Annotated in this window: 31 protein-coding genes; 28 read left to right on the top strand and 3 right to left on the bottom strand. The window is 58.0% G+C overall.

Going from position 1 to position 21,340, the window contains the following annotated elements:
• Positions 1 to 176: 176 nt before the first annotated feature.
• The 18 genes from BM154_RS01600 to BM154_RS01675 all read left to right on the top strand — a co-directional run bounded on the left by BM154_RS01600 (position 177) and on the right by BM154_RS01675 (position 10,709).
• Complete coding sequence (locus BM154_RS01600; RefSeq protein WP_074880143.1) at positions 177 to 1,742, top strand: methyl-accepting chemotaxis protein; 1,566 nt, start codon at positions 177 to 179, stop codon at positions 1,740 to 1,742.
• 560 nt (positions 1,743 to 2,302) lie between these two features.
• Entirely contained in the window at positions 2,303 to 2,707 is a 405-nt protein-coding gene (locus BM154_RS01610) for a hypothetical protein (protein WP_074880149.1), read from the top strand.
• Between the two features lie 131 nt (positions 2,708 to 2,838).
• Positions 2,839 to 3,066, top strand: coding sequence for a hypothetical protein (locus BM154_RS23655; protein ID WP_139225367.1), 228 nt, complete (start codon positions 2,839 to 2,841; stop codon positions 3,064 to 3,066).
• A gap of 18 nt (positions 3,067 to 3,084) precedes the next feature.
• Positions 3,085 to 3,402: a hypothetical protein gene (locus tag BM154_RS23660; protein ID WP_139225368.1), complete on the top strand. Its 318-nt coding sequence runs from the start codon at positions 3,085 to 3,087 to the stop codon at positions 3,400 to 3,402.
• A 132-nt stretch (positions 3,403 to 3,534) separates the two neighbouring features.
• The gene (locus tag BM154_RS01615) at positions 3,535 to 3,924 is read left to right on the top strand and encodes a hypothetical protein (RefSeq protein WP_074880152.1); all 390 of its coding nucleotides are present in this window, start codon (positions 3,535 to 3,537) and stop codon (positions 3,922 to 3,924) included.
• Positions 3,925 to 4,005: 81 nt separating this feature from the next.
• On the top strand, positions 4,006 to 4,383 hold the full coding sequence (locus BM154_RS23665; RefSeq protein WP_139225369.1) for a hypothetical protein: 378 nt from the start codon (positions 4,006 to 4,008) through the stop codon (positions 4,381 to 4,383).
• A 109-nt stretch (positions 4,384 to 4,492) separates the two neighbouring features.
• Positions 4,493 to 4,777, top strand: a complete 285-nt coding sequence (locus tag BM154_RS01620) for a hypothetical protein (RefSeq protein ID WP_074880153.1) — start codon at positions 4,493 to 4,495, stop codon at positions 4,775 to 4,777.
• 195 nt (positions 4,778 to 4,972) lie between these two features.
• Positions 4,973 to 5,347 carry a hypothetical protein gene (locus tag BM154_RS23670; protein WP_074880156.1) on the top strand — a complete coding sequence of 125 codons (375 nt, stop codon included), beginning with the start codon at positions 4,973 to 4,975 and terminating at the stop codon, positions 5,345 to 5,347.
• 85 nt (positions 5,348 to 5,432) lie between these two features.
• Positions 5,433 to 5,720, top strand: coding sequence for a hypothetical protein (locus BM154_RS01630; protein WP_074880159.1), 288 nt, complete (start codon positions 5,433 to 5,435; stop codon positions 5,718 to 5,720).
• A 467-nt stretch (positions 5,721 to 6,187) separates the two neighbouring features.
• The gene (locus tag BM154_RS01635; protein ID WP_208609410.1) at positions 6,188 to 6,499 is read left to right on the top strand and encodes a hypothetical protein; all 312 of its coding nucleotides are present in this window, start codon (positions 6,188 to 6,190) and stop codon (positions 6,497 to 6,499) included.
• Between the two features lie 788 nt (positions 6,500 to 7,287).
• A complete protein-coding gene (locus BM154_RS01640) occupies positions 7,288 to 7,701 on the top strand; it encodes a hypothetical protein (RefSeq protein WP_074880164.1) in 414 nt (137 codons plus the stop codon).
• A 105-nt stretch (positions 7,702 to 7,806) separates the two neighbouring features.
• The gene (locus tag BM154_RS01645; RefSeq protein WP_074880167.1) at positions 7,807 to 8,145 is read left to right on the top strand and encodes a DUF6966 domain-containing protein; all 339 of its coding nucleotides are present in this window, start codon (positions 7,807 to 7,809) and stop codon (positions 8,143 to 8,145) included.
• 37 nt (positions 8,146 to 8,182) lie between these two features.
• The gene (locus BM154_RS01650) at positions 8,183 to 8,509 is read left to right on the top strand and encodes a hypothetical protein (protein WP_074880170.1); all 327 of its coding nucleotides are present in this window, start codon (positions 8,183 to 8,185) and stop codon (positions 8,507 to 8,509) included.
• A complete protein-coding gene (locus BM154_RS01655; protein WP_074880173.1) occupies positions 8,506 to 9,045 on the top strand; it encodes a GNAT family N-acetyltransferase in 540 nt (179 codons plus the stop codon). The genes BM154_RS01650 and BM154_RS01655 overlap by 4 nt, the downstream gene beginning before the upstream one ends.
• A gap of 126 nt (positions 9,046 to 9,171) precedes the next feature.
• On the top strand, positions 9,172 to 9,510 hold the full coding sequence (locus BM154_RS01660; protein WP_074880176.1) for a hypothetical protein: 339 nt from the start codon (positions 9,172 to 9,174) through the stop codon (positions 9,508 to 9,510).
• 176 nt (positions 9,511 to 9,686) lie between these two features.
• Entirely contained in the window at positions 9,687 to 10,115 is a 429-nt protein-coding gene (locus BM154_RS01665) for a GNAT family N-acetyltransferase (protein WP_074880180.1), read from the top strand.
• Between the two features lie 34 nt (positions 10,116 to 10,149).
• Positions 10,150 to 10,311, top strand: coding sequence for a DUF2986 domain-containing protein (locus BM154_RS01670; RefSeq protein ID WP_074880184.1), 162 nt, complete (start codon positions 10,150 to 10,152; stop codon positions 10,309 to 10,311).
• A 92-nt stretch (positions 10,312 to 10,403) separates the two neighbouring features.
• Positions 10,404 to 10,709, top strand: coding sequence for a hypothetical protein (locus BM154_RS01675; protein WP_074880187.1), 306 nt, complete (start codon positions 10,404 to 10,406; stop codon positions 10,707 to 10,709).
• A gap of 111 nt (positions 10,710 to 10,820) precedes the next feature.
• Here the strand turns inward: BM154_RS01675 and BM154_RS01680 are convergent, their stop codons facing one another.
• The 3 genes from BM154_RS01680 to BM154_RS01690 all read right to left on the bottom strand — a co-directional run bounded on the left by BM154_RS01680 (position 10,821) and on the right by BM154_RS01690 (position 12,332).
• Positions 10,821 to 11,132 carry a hypothetical protein gene (locus BM154_RS01680; RefSeq protein ID WP_074880190.1) on the bottom strand — a complete coding sequence of 104 codons (312 nt, stop codon included), beginning with the start codon at positions 11,130 to 11,132 and terminating at the stop codon, positions 10,821 to 10,823.
• Between the two features lie 54 nt (positions 11,133 to 11,186).
• Positions 11,187 to 11,558: a hypothetical protein gene (locus BM154_RS01685; protein WP_074880193.1), complete on the bottom strand. Its 372-nt coding sequence runs from the start codon at positions 11,556 to 11,558 to the stop codon at positions 11,187 to 11,189.
• A 78-nt stretch (positions 11,559 to 11,636) separates the two neighbouring features.
• Positions 11,637 to 12,332 carry an alpha/beta family hydrolase gene (locus tag BM154_RS01690; RefSeq protein WP_074882305.1) on the bottom strand — a complete coding sequence of 232 codons (696 nt, stop codon included), beginning with the start codon at positions 12,330 to 12,332 and terminating at the stop codon, positions 11,637 to 11,639.
• A gap of 99 nt (positions 12,333 to 12,431) precedes the next feature.
• On the opposite strand from BM154_RS01690, the gene ccoN (BM154_RS01695) reads away from it, so the two are divergent.
• The 10 genes from ccoN (BM154_RS01695) to ccoG all read left to right on the top strand — a co-directional run bounded on the left by ccoN (BM154_RS01695) (position 12,432) and on the right by ccoG (position 21,286).
• Positions 12,432 to 13,871, top strand: a complete 1,440-nt coding sequence (gene ccoN, locus BM154_RS01695; protein WP_074880196.1) for a cytochrome-c oxidase, cbb3-type subunit I — start codon at positions 12,432 to 12,434, stop codon at positions 13,869 to 13,871.
• Positions 13,871 to 14,479 (top strand): cytochrome-c oxidase, cbb3-type subunit II, encoded by a 609-nt coding sequence (gene ccoO / locus BM154_RS01700; protein ID WP_073264723.1) that lies wholly within the window; start codon positions 13,871 to 13,873, stop codon positions 14,477 to 14,479. Before ccoN (BM154_RS01695) ends, ccoO (BM154_RS01700) begins: the two co-directional genes overlap by 1 nt.
• Before the next feature lie 4 nt (positions 14,480 to 14,483).
• Positions 14,484 to 14,669, top strand: a complete 186-nt coding sequence (locus tag BM154_RS01705; RefSeq protein ID WP_013791955.1) for a CcoQ/FixQ family Cbb3-type cytochrome c oxidase assembly chaperone — start codon at positions 14,484 to 14,486, stop codon at positions 14,667 to 14,669.
• Entirely contained in the window at positions 14,666 to 15,595 is a 930-nt protein-coding gene (gene ccoP, locus BM154_RS01710) for a cytochrome-c oxidase, cbb3-type subunit III (protein ID WP_074880198.1), read from the top strand. Before BM154_RS01705 ends, ccoP (BM154_RS01710) begins: the two co-directional genes overlap by 4 nt.
• Positions 15,596 to 15,746: 151 nt before the next feature.
• Positions 15,747 to 16,196: an REP-associated tyrosine transposase gene (locus tag BM154_RS01715; RefSeq protein ID WP_074880201.1), complete on the top strand. Its 450-nt coding sequence runs from the start codon at positions 15,747 to 15,749 to the stop codon at positions 16,194 to 16,196.
• 291 nt (positions 16,197 to 16,487) lie between these two features.
• Positions 16,488 to 17,942, top strand: coding sequence for a cytochrome-c oxidase, cbb3-type subunit I (ccoN, locus tag BM154_RS01720; protein WP_074880203.1), 1,455 nt, complete (start codon positions 16,488 to 16,490; stop codon positions 17,940 to 17,942).
• Entirely contained in the window at positions 17,939 to 18,547 is a 609-nt protein-coding gene (gene ccoO, locus BM154_RS01725) for a cytochrome-c oxidase, cbb3-type subunit II (protein WP_074880206.1), read from the top strand. Before ccoN (BM154_RS01720) ends, ccoO (BM154_RS01725) begins: the two co-directional genes overlap by 4 nt.
• A 4-nt stretch (positions 18,548 to 18,551) precedes the next feature.
• Positions 18,552 to 18,755, top strand: a complete 204-nt coding sequence (locus BM154_RS01730) for a CcoQ/FixQ family Cbb3-type cytochrome c oxidase assembly chaperone (RefSeq protein ID WP_074880209.1) — start codon at positions 18,552 to 18,554, stop codon at positions 18,753 to 18,755.
• Complete coding sequence (ccoP, locus tag BM154_RS01735) at positions 18,752 to 19,699, top strand: cytochrome-c oxidase, cbb3-type subunit III (RefSeq protein WP_074880212.1); 948 nt, start codon at positions 18,752 to 18,754, stop codon at positions 19,697 to 19,699. Before BM154_RS01730 ends, ccoP (BM154_RS01735) begins: the two co-directional genes overlap by 4 nt.
• Before the next feature lie 180 nt (positions 19,700 to 19,879).
• Positions 19,880 to 21,286 carry a cytochrome c oxidase accessory protein CcoG gene (gene ccoG / locus BM154_RS01740; protein ID WP_074880215.1) on the top strand — a complete coding sequence of 469 codons (1,407 nt, stop codon included), beginning with the start codon at positions 19,880 to 19,882 and terminating at the stop codon, positions 21,284 to 21,286.
• The last annotated feature ends 54 nt before the right edge of the window (positions 21,287 to 21,340 follow it).

Here is a 21,340-nt window from a genome sequence, read left to right on the forward strand (position 1 = left end):
TGGTTACACTGCAGGCCTGCCACGCGTAAGCGATAACCATAAAAGCGTTGCCTGTAGGATCGGCCGACCCGGCCGCATTTGGGTCCAGGCCCATAGCTGTAGTCTGTAGGCATTTATATTCGTCACTCGCCTACCCTACTCTCCCCAGGCATCGCACTGACATCAGGGTAGATGCCATGCGTAACAACCAGCCCATTACCGGTAACGAGCGGACTTTCCCGGCGCAGCAACGCCTGATCTCGACCACCGATCTCAAGGGCCAGATCACCTACTGCAACGATGCCTTCATCGAAATCAGCGGCTTTTCCCGCGACGAGCTGATCCGCGCACCGCACAACCTGGTGCGCCACCCGGACGTGCCGCCGGCCGTGTTCGCCCATATGTGGGAAACCTTGAAAGCCGGCCGCCCGTGGATGGGCATTGTCAAGAACCGCTGCAAGAGCGGTGACCACTACTGGGTCAACGCCTACGTGGTGCCGGTGCTGGATGACGGCAAGGTCACCGGCTACGAGTCGGTGCGCAGCAAGCCCACCGCCGAGCAGGTGCAGCGCGCCCAGGCCCTCTACTTGCGTATCAATGGCGGCAAGGCAGCGATACCGAACCGTGACCGCTGGCTGCCGGTGCTGCAGAACTGGCTGCCGTTCATTCTGGTCAGCCAGGTAGGCTTCCTGGTTGGCGCCTGGCTGGACAGCACTTGGGGCTTCGCCGCCGCCGCCGCGCTGTCGATCCCCCTCGGCCTGCTTGGCCTGGCCTGGCAGAGCCGCGGTACCAAGCGCCTGCTGCAACTCGCCGAACAGACCACGTCCGACCCGTTGATCGCGCAGATGTACACCGATAACCGCGGCGTCGAAGGCCGCCTGGAACTGTCCATCCTCAGCCAGGAAGCACGCCTGAAAACCTGCCTCACCCGCCTGCAGGACAGCGCCGAAAACCTGGCCAATCAGGCCAAGCAGGCCGACGTATTGGCCCATAACAGCTCCGCCGGGTTGCAGCGCCAGCGCGAGGAGACCGATCAGGTGGCCACCGCCGTCAATGAAATGGCCGCCACCACCCTGGAAGTGGCCAACAACGTAGCGCGCACCGCCATCGCCACCCAGGAAGCCAACCGCCTGACCCAGGAAGGCCGCACCATCGCCAGCGAAACCCGCGAAGCGATCCAGCGCCTGTCCCTGTCGGTAGGGGAAACCGGCGAAGCCGTCACCCGTCTCGCCCAGGACAGCAACGAAATCGGCGGTGTGGTCGACGTGATCAAGGGCATCGCTGACCAGACCAACCTGCTGGCCCTCAACGCCGCCATCGAAGCCGCCCGCGCCGGCGAAATGGGCCGCGGCTTCGCCGTGGTCGCCGACGAAGTCCGCTCCCTGGCGCAACGCACCGCCGAATCCACCGGCCAGATCCACGCCCTGATCGCCAAGCTGCAACGCACCGCCGACGAAGCCGTACTGACCATGGACATCGGCCGCAAACAGGCCGACGAAGGCGTCGAACGCGTACAACAGGCCGACCAGGCCCTGGCCGGCATCAGCGACGCGGTGGCCAATATCAACGAAATGGCCGACCAGATCGCCGCTGCCGCCGAAGAACAAAGCGCCGTGGCCGACGAAATCAGCCGCAATATCACCACCATCGCGCAACTGTCCGATCAGACTGCTGGCGAGGCGCAGAGCACGGCGTTGTTGAGTGAAGAACTGACCAGTACGGCGCAGGGGCAGTATTCGTTGGTGGCGCGGTTTAATCGGTAAGTGCGTTTGCTGGGTGTTGCGCTTTGGGCTTGGCTACGCACACGAGGCAAGGAGACCTTTTGTACCCTTGCGAAGGTGCAATGAGTGTGGTGTATAACATGCCAAACGCCCCGGTGCCTCGCCGTATGCCTCGGGCTAGACGGGTTCAGCCCAAAGGTCCTGGAATGTTATACACCACGCCCGTCCGGGGAGTTATGCGCCAGTTGGTGTCTATTTATAGTTAGGCAAAGGAAATGTCGTTTAACTCACATAAGCGTAAGGTGTTAGGCGAGAGTGAACCACTTGAGCATCGTGCATCACATGCACGCTCGTGTGCATTGCACGTGGCTAACGCTCTCGGCCTAGAGCGGGATGCCGTAATTGAGTTAGTAGCTAAGGAAACAGGCGTTAGCCTGCACAGTCCTGAGTCGGCAGTCCATTTGATAGCCGCGTTCGAAACATTGGAAAGAATTCGAATACAGGCAGTGCAAGCCAATGCCTAACAACTGGTTCAAACCGTTCGCTTCGCTCATTGGGACGGGCTAAAGCCCGCCCCTTAACCAAACGTTAGGCCTATCTCAATGAATGAACACTTTCCGCTCGCCTATCGTTGGTTTATCGCGAAAGGCCTTGAAAACTGGGAGCCTTGGTACCTCATTGATGACAAGCAATCCATACTGCTCCCACCGAATCTTTCGAGCAATGAGTTTGCTTCCAATGCCTTCAATCTAGAGCTTGGGGCTGACTTTGATGTGTATCTATTTGCCCGACGCCAGGATCGCGATGACTTTGCTTTCTTTGTTATCCACGACGGAAAAATTGAGGACAAAGTAATTACCGCTCATCTCTCTTTCTCAAAAAATCGCGAAGTCAATTCACCATTGACGTACGAACAAATAGAAATGTCGTTTACTCGCTGGATTCGGGATGTGGTGCTTGTTGATCTTGACGACTGCATGAATGAATACGACCTTAAGCACAGCTAATATATATTCGACTCTCTTTACCGGCCCGGCCCATGCTGGAAGCCTAACTAGCGGTTCAAGCCGTTCGCTTCGCTCACTGGGACGGGCTAAAGCCCGCCCCCTTAACCAAACGTTATGTTTAAGTGAGAGATATGTTCTGGAAAAAGAAAAGTAAATCGGATAAAGCTGAAACTTTGGTTTTTGAGATCGCTGAATCGATATTCAAGAATAACGCTTATATCGAAGAGGCTGCTTCTTTAGCGCAAGAGAAAAGCAAAGAGTTTTCTGTTTCAGATTTAGAGCGATTTAGGGATTTGTTTCATAATCCACCTAAAGAATCGGTGCATTATGATGCGCATAAGCATGGGTTGGGTGGGTAGCTTTCAACCTGTCAGTTCGTGATTTTTGAAATACTGTTTAATATGGGCGCGAAGGCAATTCCATTTATACGTGAAATTGCGTGGGGCGAATATGACTGGACTCAGGGTAACGCTATAGAACTTTTAATAAGATTTGCTGCAAATGGGGTTCAAAGAAAAGAGATAATAGCTGAAATCAAGAGAAATTACCCTGTGATAAGATACGAAGCACAGCTGTACGCAATACAGCCACTAATCCCTAAATTGCAAGGTAATTCTAGTCTTAGAGCGGTTTTTGATGAGTTATTGGATATCGAAGATTTTAAAGAAAGTTATGATGAGTTGGTGGGTGATTAAACATAACAAAAACCTGCAGAAGGACGTTTGGTTCCGCGGCTCAATTGTGCGCTCGCTGTCGCTCACTATTGCACAATAGCTCCGCTCCACCAAACGCCTCTGAGGTTGGCGTTAAAGCCTAGAGGAAGAATCATGGATGTCATCGCCTCACTTCAAAGCGCAATTGAAATCGTTGGCAAGCTTCGTGCCTTATCTAAAAAGATAGAAGATGCGGATTTCAAAATGCTTGTAGCTGATCTTTCTGTAGAGCTAGCAGATGCAAAGCTTGAAACAGCCAACTTAAAAATTGCTCTTGCAGAGGCTCTTGAAGAAAACGAATCGCAAAAGAAAATTATCAATCAACGATCGAGCCAAGCTCCAAAGCTGTCAGACGGTGCTTATGCATTCGACGGAGAAGATGGCCTATTTTGCACAGCATGCTTTGACACCAAGAGTCTAAAGGTAAGAGTTTCACCACTATCCGGGGCATTTAGAACATTCGGAAAATGGTCATGTCCGTCATGCAAAGCAACCTTGGGTTAACGGCTCTAACTAGTGGTTCAAACCGTTCGCTGCGCTCACTGGGACGGGCTAAAGCCCGCCCCTTAACCAAACGTTAGGCTTATGGAAAAAGACTTACTTCCCCTCATAACAGTATGTGCTGAAGCCCAAATCAGCGATGAGCAGTGGGCTAGCACGGTAGAGCTTGTTCTTACCAAATCTGGGCTCTCGGAAAGTGAGTTCTGCGACACTTATTCACGTCTTGTTGCCAGCGAGTTTGTAATGGGCGAGCTCTCGTATGCCGAAGGCGATCTTGCTATGAATCGACTATCAACGCTACCTAGCGAGCCTCTCTCTGGTTTTGCACTGAAGATATACTTAGCTTTCGATGCTGGCGAATACGTAAGGTCAGGAGATACTGCAAGCACCATTCCATGGCTGGTGTATACAATGCCCCTTGTTATCGATGCGCTGAAATCTAGTAATGTCAGTGATTCGTGAGCCTAACTAGTGGTTCAAACCGTTCGCTTCGCTCACTGGGACGGGCTAAAGCCCGCCCCTTAACCAAACGTTAGGCCCAATTCTAAAACCGCTCTTCAAGGAGAGAATAATGAGTGAAGTTACATGTCCGCATTGCCACGGCTCTGTTCCACACGGCGCAAAAGTGTGTCGCGGCTGCCAAGCTGAAGTTGAGTATGGTGCCCCGCCAGCAGCAATTGTTGCGCTTGCTATTTTCCTTGCATTCATTGGTTATAAACTCTCTACAATTCTTCCAGAAGCTTTGTCCTTCATGGGCTGGGTTGTTGGCATTGGTGGGTTTGTTGCCGGTTGTTTATTCCTTGCCAAGAAATTCGAGAAGCGCGTTATCTTTAAACGCATATATCGTACAAAATAAACATGGCGTTCGACTTACCGCTCACGTATAGCCTAACAAGGCGCTGAAGTCGCTCGTTTCACTCGCTGGGACCGGCGAAGCCGGCCCCTTAGTTTACTCGTTAGGTTCGCTTCGCTCACTCGGAACGGGCTTTAGCCCGCCCCTTACCAAACGGTAGCCGCCAAAGACCTTAAGATCCAAAGCCAGAGAGCAATCATGTTTGCTGAGTTAAAAAACAAGGAACTGCATCTTCACGGTAAGGCAGCTGAGCTCAATGCAGTCGCTAGATCAATTCATAAAGGCAGGCACGGCATGTCAGCATCCTTTGATCTTTGCAGCTCAACCTCCTTGTTTTCCACACTACATACCAAGTGTCATGGCAAGCTCGCCACCATAGAAATTAAAGAATTGGACATTTATATAACTTATTCCGATTCCGTAAAAAATCACCTCTACACCTACTTCTCAATGCCATCTGGCACACAACCGGGCGCTCTGTTTTCACTTACTCACTTAAGCCGAGACAATCCACCATTGCTGGCAGACAGCTCGCTTGAATTAATCATCCATGTTATTTCCAGCGAAACATGAGATCTCGGCTAACAAGTGGTTCAAGCCGTTCGCTTCGCTCACTGGGACGGGCTAAAGCCCGCCCCTTAACCAAACGTTAGCCGCCATGATTGAATCACCCAAGTATCTATTCGCCCATTTAAGGCATCCCGATGATTTCAGGCCGGAAGTGACGTCGATTGTCCTATTTGGCCTTGCAAGCACAGATGGGCAGATCTTCTACCTTGAAATAAGGTATATAGATTTTGAAAGAAACATTATAGAAGGCGACCATCTAATGTGGTCGCTTGAAGAGGCATATGAATATGCTTTTAGAGACTATGGAATTCGGGAGATCGATTGGCGCCCTCTAAGCAGAGTAGAAATTGAAAAAATAGAAAGCGGCATTGGCTAGTAGCTAACAATGCGCTCAAATCGTTCGCTTCGCTCACTGGGACCGGCTAAAGCCGGCCCCTTAGCTTAATCCTTAGGTGAAGCCATGCTAAGATGGCACCAGATTACATGGCACTTCTCAATTTACAGGAAGAGCTAAATCTAAAACAAATAACGCGTATGAATGCGAGATCGCCAAGAGCGAAGAGCATTTAGCTGGCTTCTTGATTTATTATGTGGAAAGCTTAGTTAACGAACTGAATAAAAATAAATGGTCATTTGGCCGCTACGAATACTCGGGTGATAAAAATTTCAGATATAGCGAGCAATGGTGGTCTGACAGGAACGAACCAGGAAAAGGTATTATCTTGCATTTCATCGGCTTCAGCGTTCAGGTTGAGTCGCTCACCTAACTAGTGGTTCAAACCGTTCGCTTCGCTCACTGGGACGGGCTAAAGCCCGCCCTTAACCAAACGTTAAATGGTCTATATGAACATCGAAGAACTTAAGAAAATTCTGCATTCATGGATCGGCGAAGGTTATATCGAGGGCGAGTTGCTTGTGCAGCCTGAGTGGTACGTGCTTTGGCAGCCTGAAGAGGTTGAGGAGTCCAACCGAGACTATCAGCTATCCGAGTATGCACCCGGTTTCGTGACCTTTGGCGGCAATGGAGCTGGAGAGCTTTTAGTGGTTAATGAGCAGGGCGAGGTGTTCTACCTGCCTGCAATCGGTATGGCAGCTGATGCTGCAATAAAAATTGCCAATAGCCTGCAAGAATTTAAAGGCTACATGCGGCAATGAGCAAAACATTTAACAAACCAGGCACAGCGACGGCTTTTTCGTTGCGGCTTCGCCTCCACTACAAAGCCGCGTGTGCTGGCGGCGTTAGGTATCACATGCAACCGATGGGGTCAGAGTCATTGATTTAGCCACATGCCAGAATCAATGACTCTGACCCCATGGATTTGACTTTGTACAGTGAGGTTTTGATCTGAATACTGTTGAAGATGCATACAGAGAGTTGGCTAGCGGTATTATCGACTTTGCCGCTGGCCGTTCATGGGAGCGGGCGTGCTGCAATTGTGAGATCTATGAAAAGATGGCGAGCGCTACGTACTGGCTTGAAGGCTCTGGTAATATTGACTGGGACGCGCTTGGTTGGCCTGACTCCTCGATTAATATTGGTCAGGCTGCACTTTTTATTAGGGACAACATTTTTGCCACAAGGTGGCAACGTATCTGGGGGCTAACCTTCTCGCTGTTTCCAGATGGTAAATTTGACCTTGAATACGATTATTCTAGGCCGATAGAATAGATATAGAAGTTGCACGCAGGGCGGATGACGCCCTTTTCATCCACCATTGAACGCTGAAACAGGTGGACGAATAAAGCGTCGTCCACCCTACGAAACTGAAATTGGCGTCTGGGCCAACCGAGAAAACGCCAACTTAATGAAGAATACTTCAAAGCCGCCCTAGAAAGTGCCTAAAAAGGGGACAGATTTATTTATTGAACAGCTAAATAAGCCAAAAATAAATCTACCACCTCCGCACTTAGTTTGATCATTATAAATCAATAGAGTCAAAAGCATGCAAATTGAGATCTGGTATGAATCAACCATAAAAGACTCACACATAGCCGAGCCAAAAAAGATCGAAGACAAATTTGCAATAGGTAGACTTAATGACCCCAGCGCAGAGATATCTAAATTCTTCGAAGGCAGTTTGCTCGGACTCGTCATCGAGGATAATGGAATACACTTTAAGTACGACCCTAATCTAGACAAGCTCTACTGCATCGCGTTGTTCACATGCAAAACAAAACCTTCTCAACCACAACTGGACGCTCTTATAAAAGAGACTTCCGATCAAGTAGATAGGGGCTACTATGGAGAAGACGGCTGGTTCGTAGATATCGGCAACAACAGTTACTACATTGACCTAGTAGACCATGACTTGATTGAATCGCAACCAGCCTCGGTGGTGCTTCGCGAAAACGTGTAGGAAAGTGGATAGATTCATTATTGACCTGCGGAGTATTCAAAAATAAATCCACTTTCCTATTTAGACACACTTTCCGTTTAATGCTGACTAAACACTCGGCGCATCATGACCAATCCGCAAAGCCAACTGAATGAACTGATCGCTCACCTCACGGCGCTCACAGACATTCTCGCCCTCGACGCCGATAGCCACTGGGGCGCTCATTTCCGCAATTGCCTGGCAACAGCCCGAGCGCTGGCTAGCAGCCGTTACGATGGGGATGAGCTGACCAGCCTGGCGTGTTCGGTGATGTCCGTTTACGGCGGCACGGGCAGCTTCAATGATTACGCGCCGTGGCAGAATGGCCGCATCATTGCCGGCATGGAGACGCTGGATGAGGCCTCGAATCGCGTCTACATGGCAGCCCGGGCGATAAGGCTGCGCAGCGCCACCGACGCAGATTGACTTCCCGCGTACACCACAGCAGAGGCAACCTGAATCAATGTCCATCACCACCCTATCCGACCTCTTCCAACCTGAGCCCATCTCTTGGGGCTGTCGGGGTGATCCCTATCTGTGGCAGGAGATGAGCGAGGTGCTGGCCACGCAGCCGCTTCCGCCAAGCGAGGCGCAACTGGCCAAAATCCTCGAGGCCACCTTCGAGCGCTTGGTTGGCCTGCCGACAAGCGCGGAAGAGTCATCGGTTTTCATCGAGCGGCACGCCCATGGCGGCATGTCGTCGGGCCATATCAGCCTGAAGTTCTGGCGCGAGACAGCCTTGCCGTTGTTGCTGGCGCGCTACCGCACGGCACAGGGCGATAAGCCATGAAGGAGCTCGATGGCAAGCTCGTACTGATGACCGAGCGCCTGCTGGTGCGGCGCTGGATGCCGGATGACCTGGAGCCGCTGCTGCGGATCTATGGTGATGTCGAGGCCATGCGTTGGGTCGGCGACGGCGTGGCGCTGACGCCGCAACAGGCGGCCAACTGGCTCGAAGTGACGGCGAACAACTACCGGCAGCGCGGCTACGGCATGTACACCGTGACCCTGCGCGACGGCGGTTCGGTGATCGGCTTCTGCGGGCTGGTGCATCCCGATGACCAGGAAAAACCCGAGTTGAAGTACGCTTTCGCCCGCGAGCACTGGGGCCATGGCTATGCCAGCGAAGTGGTATGCGCCCTGCTACCCTACGCGGCCCGCCAGTTGGGCCTGGCACAGATCATCGCCACCGTCGCGCCGGACAACGCCGCCTCGCGGCGCGTACTGAGCAAGGCCGGTATGACGCTTATCGACACGCGGGCCGAAGATGACGGCAGCCAGAGCCTGCTGATGAGCTGCCATCCGCCAGCTGTCGCAATGCAGTGATTTGAGCCAATAGCGTGAACTAAGCTTTTCATCCATCCTAGCGACCTCAAATCAGACGGATAAAGCGCCGTGCCTTATAACTTTGGGCGGGCTAGAGCCGATCCTCAACAAACGTTAGGCAGCCTAATGAAATTGCTCAATAGAAGCGCAATCACCGTATTCGGGACTGAGGTTTTTCTCGAGTGGGTGAAAAAAGTTTGCCCCGAACTGCACAGATGGAACCTAAACTCACTGAATCATCACCCAAACGTGTACCTCGTTGAGGTCGAGGATCAAAACTGCTGGGGAGATTGCTTCGAAACGCACTACAAGACTATTTTCGAGAACGAAATTGCTGATTACATTCGCCACGATGAAGAATCACCTGCAATCAGTTTAGAACTGTTTCGCTGCTGGTTTAAGTATGAATACCACGAAGCGGTGCATGACTTGGATAATGAAAAAATAGAAGCATTCGATGAATAGTCTAATACCTAATAGCGCATCAAAGCGTACCAAACACTGAATGCAACGTTAATCACGAATACCAAAGTCTGGTCTAGTCAGCTATTAGCCCGGTTACCGGCAAGCTGCTTTTTTACAGGCAAGTCCCCAATGGCCGGTAAAAACCAACCCCATCGTTGCCAGTAAAGGATAATGGAATGACCGAAAATGCTCCCGCCTACTCCCTTGCGCACGCCATCCCGTCGGTGGAAACCTACCGCCATCTGCGTACCGCAGCTGGACTAAGCGCCAAGACCGTCGAGGCGGCGACCCGTGGCCTGCCCAACAGTCTATTCGCCGTACAGGTGCTCTGTGCCGGGGAGCCGGTCGGCATGGGCCGGGTGATCGGTGATGGCGGCGCGTTCTATCAGGTGGTGGATATCGCCGTGCTGCCAGCCCATCAGGGCCGTGGGCTGGGCAAGCAGATCATGGCCGCGATCAGCGATTACATCACCCGCGAAGTGCCGGAATCCGCATATATCAGCCTGATCGCCGATGGTGAGGCCTATCGCCTCTATCAGCAGTTCGGCTTTGCGCTGACGGCACCGGCAAGCCAGGGCATGGGGCTGAAGAAGGCTGCAGGCTGAACACCAAACCACCGATCGAGACGCAGGTAGCACCATGAATCGCCGCAAGAAGATCAAGCAGTTGCTGGAGGCCCACGCCAAGAAGGCTAACGCCAAGCTGGCGCCCAAGAGCAACAAGCCCAAGTACATCAGCAAGGCTGACAGGGCGAAGCTGGAAGCCGATGCGGCCGAAAGCCCGACCAGCGTAGCCGAGTAACGCAAACTGCTTCATTTGTTTTCCATCAGGCACATGACTGTGTAACTGAAGCCACACTGGCAATGGCCACCCGATAACAAGGATGCCTTGCCATGGACCAGAACGCTTACAACCGCCTGCGCAAGCAGATGGATTTCGTGAAATCACTGCTCGCCGTACTGGCGGTGGCGCTGTTCGTGCTGGCGCTGTTTGGGCTCGATGACGCACTGGTGATTGCGCTGGCAGTGGTGATCGTCGGCGGCCTGCTGAACCTCTATCGCCAGCATCGGATTCTGCTGCGCTACCGCTGCACCAAGTGTGGCGAGTCGCCCCACCACAAGGTCGACGACCGCACGGGTGAGCACCACGACCCCGGCACAGCCAGCTGTTTGCATTGCGGGCAGCGGCTGATGGAGTGAGCGAATCCCATTAGAAGTCGCTGGCGGGATACGCGATGGAAACCTGGCTTACCTTTCCATCATTGAAGATCACGACCAGCGAACTGTGCCGCCAATCCCAATGACACTGGCCTAGGGCGTAGTGCGGGCGTAGTGCAACTGGTTGGCAAGAACGGTGTCAGCTTCGCCCAGCAACTCTTTCACCGACGCGACCGAAAGACCGTCCAAACTATCGTTATCCAAGAGAAATAGAGCCATACCTCCGCGTACGCATCCGGGGTCATTAAGCCTCGCTTCCTGACTCAGGCTGCGCCACTGCACGGCATCGAATGGCCGCTCCTGCTCATGCATCGCCGTGAAGTTCGAATAGAAAAATGACGCGCAAACCACCAGCGCGATCACCCAGATGCAGGTCCACAACCTTGCCATGTAATACCAAACCATTTGAAAGATCCGACAGGTGCTTCGCATGACAGAAAACGGGCTGCCTTTACAGGATCAGGGCGCCGAACGCGGCCCGGCGCAGCGGCTCTTGTTCCACTCTTCTGCCAGCACGCTTGGCGCCACGCCCTGGCCTGGAATGGCCACGAACCCCATGGGCGAAGTACGTTTCCCGTCACGGTCGATATAGCTGAACCTGCCGCAGGTGCCGTGGTGGTCGCTGAGAATCAGCGTCTCGGGGTCGGCGCCAGCGCGGCGCACGTAGTCCCTCATCATCTCCACGGATTCCGGGTTCGCCGGCACGCCCGCCAGGTACCACCTGTTCTTGCCCAGCAGCATGATCAGGCACAGCAGGATGGCCGCCCAGAGCGCCAGGCGCTTGAAGCGCCTGGCGCTTCGGTGAATCTGCAGCACGTCGCGGTAATGCATCCCTGATTTCCTGCCTCCCAATCCCAACTGCCGATGTTAACCAGCGAGGTGCATCAGAGCTGCGACGCAGGCCTGCTTTCAGCGCTTCTTGGCGTGCTCGCGCAGAAAGCCCACCACCGCATCCGCCGCCGACTCAAGATGCTGCTCGTGGCTGTAGCCGGAGACCTTCAGCGGTTTGAGGTCGTGGTCGCCCGCCGTCAGCCAGCACAACTCGATTGCCGCCGAGAGCTGGTAACTGGCCACGGTGTGGCGGTCGCCCATAGCGTCGCGTTCGCCCTGCACGATCAGGGTCGGCGTTTTCAGGTCGGCCAGGTGTGCGGTGCGCGGTTTGTCGGCCTTGCCGATGGCGTGAAAGGGGTAGCCCAGGCAGACCAGGCCGTCAGCATCCAGTTCGTCGGCCAGCAGACTGGCCATGCGCCCGCCCATGGATTTGCCGCCGATGGCTAACGGCCCCGTGACCTGGTGTCGCACGGCGGTGTAAGCGGCTCGCCAGAAGTCGAGCAGTTTGGCCTGGGGGTTGGGTGGGCGTTTCTTGCCGTCCTGGCGGCGCGCGGCCATGTAGTCGAACTCGAAGCGCACCACCGTCAGCCCGCGGGCGGCGAGCTTCTCGGCCATCAGGTTCATGAAGTCGCTGTCCATCGGCGCACCGGCGCCGTGGGCGAGGATCAGCGTGGCCTGGCTGACACCCGTCGGCCGATCCCAGAGCAGCGCTGGCGCCTGGCTTTCCTGTGCCTGTTGACCGGCGTCAATACCGCTTCGCTGCCCTTCTCGCATGCTTGCCTCGCTCATAAAAAAGCCCTTTTTCGTGTACGGATTTTCCCGTGCGTGAGGGCTGCAGATGATCTGCCCATAACCGTGGATGGAAACCCAGACATGAACACAACAACCAGTTCCGCCTATAACTACAAGGTGGTTCGCCAATTCGCCATCATGACGGTGGTGTGGGGCATAGTCGGGATGGGGCTCGGCGTGCTTATCGCAGCGCAGCTCGCCTGGCCGTGGCTCAATTTCGACCTGCCGTGGACCAGTTTCGGTCGCCTGCGGCCCCTGCACACCAACGCGGTGATCTTCGCCTTCGGCGGCTGCGCCCTGTTCGCCACCAGCTACTATGCCGTACAGCGCACCTCCCAGGCCACGCTGTTCGCGCCCAAGCTGGCGGCGTTCACCTTCTGGGGCTGGCAACTGGTGATCCTGCTGGCGGCCATCACCCTGCCGCTGGGCTACACCAGCAGCAAGGAATACGCCGAGCTGGAATGGCCGATCGACATCCTGATCACCATCGTCTGGGTCAGCTACGCGATCGTGTTCTTCGGCACCATCATCAAGCGCAATGTCAGCCACATCTATGTGGGCAACTGGTTCTTCGGCGGGTTCATTCTCACCGTGGCGCTGCTGCATGTGGTCAACAACCTGGAAGTGCCGGTCACCCTGACCAAGTCCTACTCGCTGTACGCCGGCGCCACCGACGCGATGATCCAGTGGTGGTACGGCCACAACGCGGTGGGTTTCTTCCTGACCGCGGGCTTCCTGGGGATGATGTACTATTTCGTGCCCAAGCAGGCCGGGCGCCCGGTGTATTCGTATCGCCTGTCGATCGTGCACTTCTGGGCACTGATCACCCTGTATATTTGGGCCGGCCCGCACCACCTGCACTACACCGCGCTGCCGGACTGGGCGCAGTCGCTCGGCATGGTGATGTCCCTGGTGCTGCTGGCACCGAGCTGGGGCGGCATGATCAACGGCATGATGACGCTGTCGGGCGCCTGGCATAAGTTGCGCACCGACCCGATCCTGCGCTTTCTGGTGGTCTCCCTGGCGTTCTACGGCATGAGCACCTTCGAAGGCCCGATGATGGCCATCAAGACCGTCAACGCCCTCTCCCACTACACCGACTGGACCATCGGCCACGTGCACGCCGGCGCCCTGGGCTGGGTCGCCATGGTGTCGATCGGCTCGCTGTACCACATGATTCCCAAAGTGTTCGGTCGCGAGCAGATGCACAGCATCGGCCTGATCAACGCGCACTTCTGGCTCGCCACCATCGGAACCGTGCTGTACATAGCCTCGATGTGGGTCAACGGCATCGCCCAGGGCCTGATGTGGCGCGCGGTGAACAGCGACGGCACGCTCACCTACTCCTTCGTCGAGGCGCTGGAAGCCAGCCACCCCGGCTTCGTGGTGCGGGTGATCGGCGGCGCGATCTTCTTCACCGGCATGTTGCTGATGGCCTGGAACACCTGGCAGACCGTGCGCGCCAGCAAGCCGGAAGAAATCGAAGCTGCCGCCCTGTATTCGGTTGAGGGAGCCCACTGATGAAACACGAAATCGTCGAAAAGAACGTTGGCCTGATGGCCCTGCTGATGGTGTTCGCCGTCAGCATCGGCGGGCTGACGCAGATTGTTCCGCTGTTCTTCCAGGACGTGGTCAACGAGCCGGTCGCCGGCATGAAGCCCTACACCGCGCTGCAGCTCGAAGGCCGCGACGTTTACATCAAGGAAGGCTGTGTAGGCTGCCACTCGCAGATGATCCGCCCGTTCCGCGCCGAGACCGAGCGCTACGGCCATTACTCGGTGGCTGGCGAGAGCGTGTGGGATCACCCCTTCCTGTGGGGCTCCAAGCGCACCGGGCCGGACCTGGCGCGGGTCGGCGGCCGCTACTCGGACGAGTGGCACCGTGCGCACCTCTACAACCCGCGCAACGTGGTACCGGAGTCGAAGATGCCGTCCTACCCCTGGCTGGTCGAGAACGTGCTGGATGGCAAGGACACCCCCGCCAAGCTCAAGGCCATGCAGTTTCTCGGCGTGCCCTACACGGATGACGACATCGCCGGCGCCAGCGCTGCGGTGAAAGGCAAGACCGAGATGGACGCCCTGGTCGCCTATCTGCAAGTGCTCGGCACTGCGCTGAAAAACAAGAGGTGATCCCATGCTTACCGACCTGATCGACATCGGCATGGTGCGCGGCATCGGCACCGCCCTGGTACTGATCGCCTTCACCTGCGTGACGCTGTGGGCCTACAGCGGCAAGCGCGCCAAGGCCTTCGAGGATGCGGCAAACCTGCCCTTCGCCGATGAACCCAACAAAGCTGCAGTAAGGAAAGACACCCCATGAGCACTTTCTGGAGCTGGTACATCACGCTGCTGACCCTCGGCAGCCTGGTCGCGTTGTTCTGGCTGCTGTTCGCCACACGCAAGGGGGAACGCAAGAACACCACCGACCAGACCATGGGCCATTCCTTCGACGGTATCGAGGAGTACGACAACCCGCTGCCGCGCTGGTGGTTCATGCTGTTCCTCGGCACGCTGATCTTCGCCGCCGGTTACCTGGCGTTGTACCCGGGCCTGGGCAACTTCAAGGGCCTGCTGCCGGGCTATGAGGATGGCTGGACGCAAGTGGCGCAGTGGGAACGGGAAGTGGCCAAGGCCGACGCCCAGTACGGGCCGATCTTCGCCAAGTACTCGGCCATGCCGCTGGAGCAAGTGGCCCAGGACGAGCAGGCGCTGAAGATGGGCGGCCGGCTGTTCGCCACCTACTGCGCCATCTGCCACGGCTCGGACGCCAAGGGCGCGGTGGGCTTTCCCAACCTGACCGACGAAAACTGGCGCTGGGGCGGCGACGCCGAAACCATCAAGACCACCATCCTCAATGGGCGCATCGGCGTGATGCCGGCCTGGGGCCAGGTGCTCGGTGATGACGGCGTGCGCAACGTGGCCGGCTACGTGCGCCATGAACTGGCGGGCCTGCCGCTGGCCGAGGGCAGCAACGTCGATCTGGAACAGGGCAAGCAGCTGTTCTCCACCACCTGCGTGGCCTGCCACGGCCCGGCAGGCACCGGCATGGCAGCCCTGGGCGCGCCGGACCTGACCCACCCCAGCGGCTGGATCTACGGCTCGAGCCTGGCGCAACTGCAGCAGACCATCCGCTACGGCCGCAACGGCCAGATGCCCGCGCAGGAGCACTACCTGGGCAACGACAAGGTGCACCTGCTGGCGGCCTATGTGCTGAGTTTGAGCCGCAAGCCGCAACCGGGCAAATAATGCCCACGTGTAGGAGAGGCCGGGCGGCGATCCGCTTTAGCCGCGAGTTCTTTGTTGCCTGGTCGGGCGCTAAAGCTCGCGGCTGAAGCCGCTCCTACGCAGGTCGCCATCTTTCAGCTACCGTTGCTTTACCTACTCAGGAGGCAACGGAATGCCCCACTCAGTCAGTTTGCGCAAAGGCCGGATCTCTTTAACCAACCACATCTATCTGCTCACGGCCACTGTCGAGAATCGCCAGGCGATCTTTGCCGACCTGACGCCCGCTCGCCTCCTCATTCGCGAACTGTATAACGCTCAAGCATCAGGACTGGCAGAGTCGCTCGCCTGGGTAGTCATGCCCGATCACCTGCACTGGCTGGTATCACTGCGACAAGGCTCGCTCAGCGAATTGATGCATCGCGTCAAGGGACGCAGCGCCTTGCAGGTGAATAGCCGCCTCGGTCGCCGAGGCAGACTCTGGCAAGAGGGTTTCCATGACCGAGCGCTACGCCGTGAGGAGGACATACTGCCAACTGCCCGATACATCGTTGCCAATCCTTTACGGGCAGGCTTGGTAAAGCGTGTCGGTGACTACCCTTTTTGGGATGCAATGTGGCTCTGAAGATCTGCTCAATAGCTTCAGCCTGACTACAGAATCTCAATGCACGCAATCGTGGGAGGGGCTTTAGCCCCGAGCTTTTATTCTGGAACAAAGAACTCGGGGCTAAAGCCCCTCCCACATATGCAGGCTCCCAGCAAAACAGGCTAGCCCCTCGAAACACTGCAAGGCTCATAACAGAGCGCTTTCCGCATATTTCCAACGCATTGCACCGCCCCTGCCGGTCGGGGATACTCGCGCCGCCTGAAATGCCTGTCGCCCCGCGGCAGCGCCCAGCCCAGCGTGGAACCCAGCATGAGCCCAGCAAGCAGTCCGGCTGCCTACAACTACAAGGTGGTGCGCCAGTTCGCGGTGATGACCGTGGTCTGGGGCGTGGTCGGTATGGCGCTGGGGGTGTTCATCGCCGCGCAGCTGGTGTGGCCGCAACTGAATCTAGACCTACCCTGGACCAGTTTCGGCCGCCTGCGCCCGCTGCACACCAATGCGGTGATCTTCGCCTTCGGCGGCTGCGCACTATTCGCCACCAGCTATTACGTGGTGCAGCGCACCTGCCAGGTGCGGCTGGTCTGCGACCGCCTGGCAGCCTTTACCTTCTGGGGCTGGCAAGCGGTGATAGTCGGCGCGGTGATCAGCCTGCCAATGGGCTACACCAGCAGCAAGGAATACGCCGAGCTGGAATGGCCGATCGATATCCTCCTGGGTATCGTCTGGTTCGCCTATATCAGCGTGTTCTTCGGCACCCTGTTCAAGCGCCGCACCCGGCATATCTACGTGGCCAACTGGTTCTTCGGCGCCTTCATCCTGGTCACCGGCATGCTGCACCTGGTCAACAGCGCCGCCGTGCCGGTCAGCCTGTTCAAGTCCTATTCGGTGTATGCCGGCGCCACGGACGCGATGATCCAGTGGTGGTACGGCCACAACGCCGTAGGCTTCTTCCTGACCACCGGCTTTCTGGGGATGATGTACTACTTCGTGCCCAAGCAGGCCAACCGGCCGATCTACTCGTACCGGCTGTCCATCGTGCACTTCTGGGCGCTGATCACCCTGTACATCTGGGCCGGCCCGCACCACCTGCACTACACTGCCCTGCCGGACTGGGCCCAGAGCCTGGGCATGGTGATGTCGATCATCCTCCTGGCGCCAAGCTGGGGCGGCATGATCAACGGCATGATGACCCTGTCGGGTGCCTGGCATAAGTTGCGTACCGACCCGATCCTGCGCTTCTTGGTCGTCTCCCTGGCGTTCTACGGCATGAGCACCTTCGAAGGGCCGATGATGGCCATCAAGACGGTCAACGCACTGTCGCACTACACCGACTGGACCATCGGCCATGTGCACGCCGGCGCCCTGGGCTGGGTGGCGATGATCACCTTCGGCTCGCTGTATCACCTGATCCCCCGGGTGTTCGGCCGCGAGCAGATGCACAGCCTGGCGGCGATCCACCTGCACTTCTGGCTGGCGACCATCGGCACCGTGCTGTACATCGTCGCCATGTGGGTCAACGGCATCACCCAGGGCCTGATGTGGCGCGCGGTGCAGGAAGACGGCACGCTGACCTACTCGTTCATCGAGTCGGTCGCGGCCAGCCACTGGGGCTACGTGGTGCGCATGCTCGGCGGGGTGATCTTCTTCGCCGGCATGCTGCTGATGGCCTGGAACACCTGGCGCACCATTCGCGGCGCTCAACCGGCCGACTACGACGCCAGCGCGCGGATTCCCCTGGCGCAAAACGGGGAGACCGGCCGATGAAGCACGACCTGATCGAAAAGAATCTGGGCCTGATGACCCTGCTGATGGTCATCGCCGTGAGCATCGGCGGCCTCACCCAGATCGTGCCGCTGTTCTTCCAGGACGTGGTCAACGAGCCGGTGGCCGGCATGCGGCCCTACACCGCGCTGCAGCTCGAAGGCCGCGACATCTACATCCGCGAGGGCTGCGTAGGCTGCCATTCGCAGATGATCCGCCCGTTCCGCGCCGAAACCGAGCGCTACGGCCATTATTCGGTGGCTGGCGAAAGCGTCTGGGATCACCCCTTCCTGTGGGGCTCCAAGCGCACCGGCCCGGACCTGGCGCGGATCGGCGGGCGCTACTCGGACGAGTGGCACCGCGCCCACCTGATCAACCCCCGCGACCTGGTGCCGGAATCGAAGATGCCCGCCTATCCCTGGCTGGCCGAGCGCAGGCTCGATGGCGCCCTGAGCGCCGAAAAGCTCAAGGTCATGCAGGGCTTCGGCATTCCCTACAGCGACGAGGATATCGCCAAGGCCCGCGAGGCGGTGGCCGGCAAGAGCGAGCTGGACGCACTGATCGCCTACCTGCAGGTGCTCGGCACCTCGATTGCCAACAAGCGGTGACGCCATGCCAGCCTTTCTGACCGACATCGGCACCATCCGCGGCATCGGCACCGCCGTGGTGTTCATCGCCTTCGTCGCCGTGATGCTCTGGGCCTACAGCAGCAAGCGCAAGTCCAGCTTCGACGAAGCGGCCAACCTGCCCTTCGCCGACGAGCAGCCGCCGAGCGCCAGCCAGCAGAACCACAAGCTCGAGGACGACAAACCTTGAGCACCTTCTGGAGCCTGTTCATCGCGCTGGCCACCCTCGGCACGCTGCTGGGCCTGGCCTGGCTGCTTATCGCCACCCGTACGGGCCAGCGGCCGGGCGACAGCGAGCAGACCACGGGGCACAGCTTCGACGGCATCGAGGAATACGACAACCCGCTGCCGCGCTGGTGGTTCCTGCTGTTTCTCGGCACCCTGGCATTCGCCTTCGGCTACCTGCTGCTCTACCCCGGGCTGGGCAACTTCAAGGGCCTGCTGCCCGGCTATGACGAGGGCTGGACCCAGGTCGGCCAGTGGCAGCGCGAGATGGCCGCCGCCGACGCACGCTACAGCCCGCTGTTCGCCGGGTACGCGGCCACACCCATCAGCGAACTGGCCAGGGACGAGAAGGCGCTGAGAATCGGTGGCCGGTTGTTCGCCAACAACTGCGCGGTGTGCCACGGCGCCGATGCCAAAGGCGCCTTCGGTTTTCCCAACCTGACCGATGACGACTGGCTGTACGGCGGCGACCCGGAAACCATCAAGACCTCCATCATGCAGGGCCGCCAGGGCGTGATGCCGGCCTGGCAAGAGATTCTCGGCGACAACGGCGTGCGCGACGTGACCGCCTACGTGCGCAGCCTCTCGAACCTGGAAAACCCGGCGCACATCGCCGTCGACCTGGACGCGGGCAGACAGCTCTACGCCACCAATTGCGCCATGTGCCACGGCCCCGACGGCAAGGGCCTGCAGGTGCTCGGCGCACCAGACCTCACGGACAAGGTGTGGCTGTACGGTTCCAGCTTCGCCCAGGTGCAGCAGACCATTCGCTATGGGCGCAGCGGCAAGATGCCGGCGCAGGCGGAGTTTCTCGGCAACGACAAGGTGCACCTGTTGGCCGCCTACGTGTACAGCCTGTCGCAGCGCGAAAAGGCGCCGGCAGAAGCGCAAAACCGGGAGAAAGATTAGGTGCACTGATCTAGGTCAGGACGGCTCCGGCCTGCTGACCCTAGCATGGCCCTGCACCTACCCTGCGACGGGTAGCCGCAAGTCCGATCCGGCGTTGCGGCGTACCATCGGCGCAGCGAACGATCGCGACCGGCACGTATCGGTCGCGACAGGCCCGACCAACCGTTGTGGTAGCCCTCGATGAGCCAACAGATCCCCGTCAAGAACGTCACGCCGCCCGCCGGCGAGACCATCGACCTCTATGCCAGTCGCGAGAAGATCCACACCCGCGCGTTCAGCGGCTTCTACCGCAACCTGCGACGCGCTGGCGGCGCTCTGTTGTTCATCCTCTACTTCGGCACCGTATGGCTGAACTGGAACGGCCACCAGGCGGTGTGGTGGAACCTGCCGGAGCGCAAGTTCCACATCTTCGGCGCCACATACTGGCCCCAGGATTTTGTGCTGCTCTCGGCACTGCTGATCATCGCCGCCTTCGGGCTGTTCTTCATCACCGTGTTCGCCGGCCGGGTGTGGTGCGGCTACACCTGCCCGCAGAGCGTGTTCACCTGGATTTTCATGTGGGCGGAAAAGGTCACCGAGGGCGACCGCAACCAGCGCATGAAGCTGGAAAAGGCGCCGATGAGTGCCAACAAATTCGCTCGCCGCTTCGCCAAGCACAGCATCTGGCTGGGCGTTTCCCTGGTCACCGCACTGACCTTCGTCGGCTACTTCTCGCCGATCCGCGAACTGCTCGCCGAACTGGTCACCTTCGAGGCCAGCGGCTGGGCGCTGTTCTGGATTGCCTTCTTCACCCTCGCCACCTACGGCAATGCCGGCTGGCTACGCGAGCAGGTGTGCATTCACATGTGCCCCTATGCGCGCTTCCAGAGCGTGATGTTCGACCAGGACACGCTGATCGTCTCCTACGACCCGCGCCGTGGCGAAACCCGCGGCCCGCGCAAGAAGACCGCCGACCACAAGGCCCAGGGCCTGGGCGACTGCATCGACTGCACCCTGTGCGTGCAGGTGTGCCCGACCGGCATCGATATTCGCGACGGCCTGCAGATCGAGTGCATCGGTTGCGCCGCGTGCATCGACGCCTGCGACGCCGTCATGGACAAGATGAACTACCCGCGCGGGCTGATCAGCTACACCACCGAACACAACCTCTCGGGGCAGAAGACGCGTCTGCTGCGCCCACGGCTGATCGGCTACGCCATCGCCCTCCTGGCCATGCTGGCGGTATTCGCCTGGGCAGTGAGCAACCGCCCGCTGGTCGAGCTGGACGTGCTCAAGGATCGGGTACTCTACCGCGAGAACGAGCTGGGCCGAATCGAGAACGTCTACACCCTGAAGATCATGAACAAGGCCCAGCAGGACGTCGTCTACCGTATCGAGGCCGACGGCCTGGACGGCCTGGTCTACGAAGGCCGCCGCGAAGTGCGCGCCCTGGCCGGCGAAGTGCTGGCGATCCCGGTGGAGCTGTCCATCGACGCCGAGAAACTGCCGTCGAGCACCAACGAGATCACCTTCCACATCCGTGCCACCGACGACGACAGCATCCACAACGACGCCAGCAGCCGCTTTATCGGCCCGAGCATGAGATAGCGAAGGTGAACGTCGGCTTGAGCTTTTTGGTGTGCCCTCACACAAGATGTCCAG

This window comes from Phytopseudomonas argentinensis (assembly GCF_900113905.1).
GTDB classification, from domain to species: domain Bacteria; phylum Pseudomonadota; class Gammaproteobacteria; order Pseudomonadales; family Pseudomonadaceae; genus Aquipseudomonas; species Aquipseudomonas argentinensis.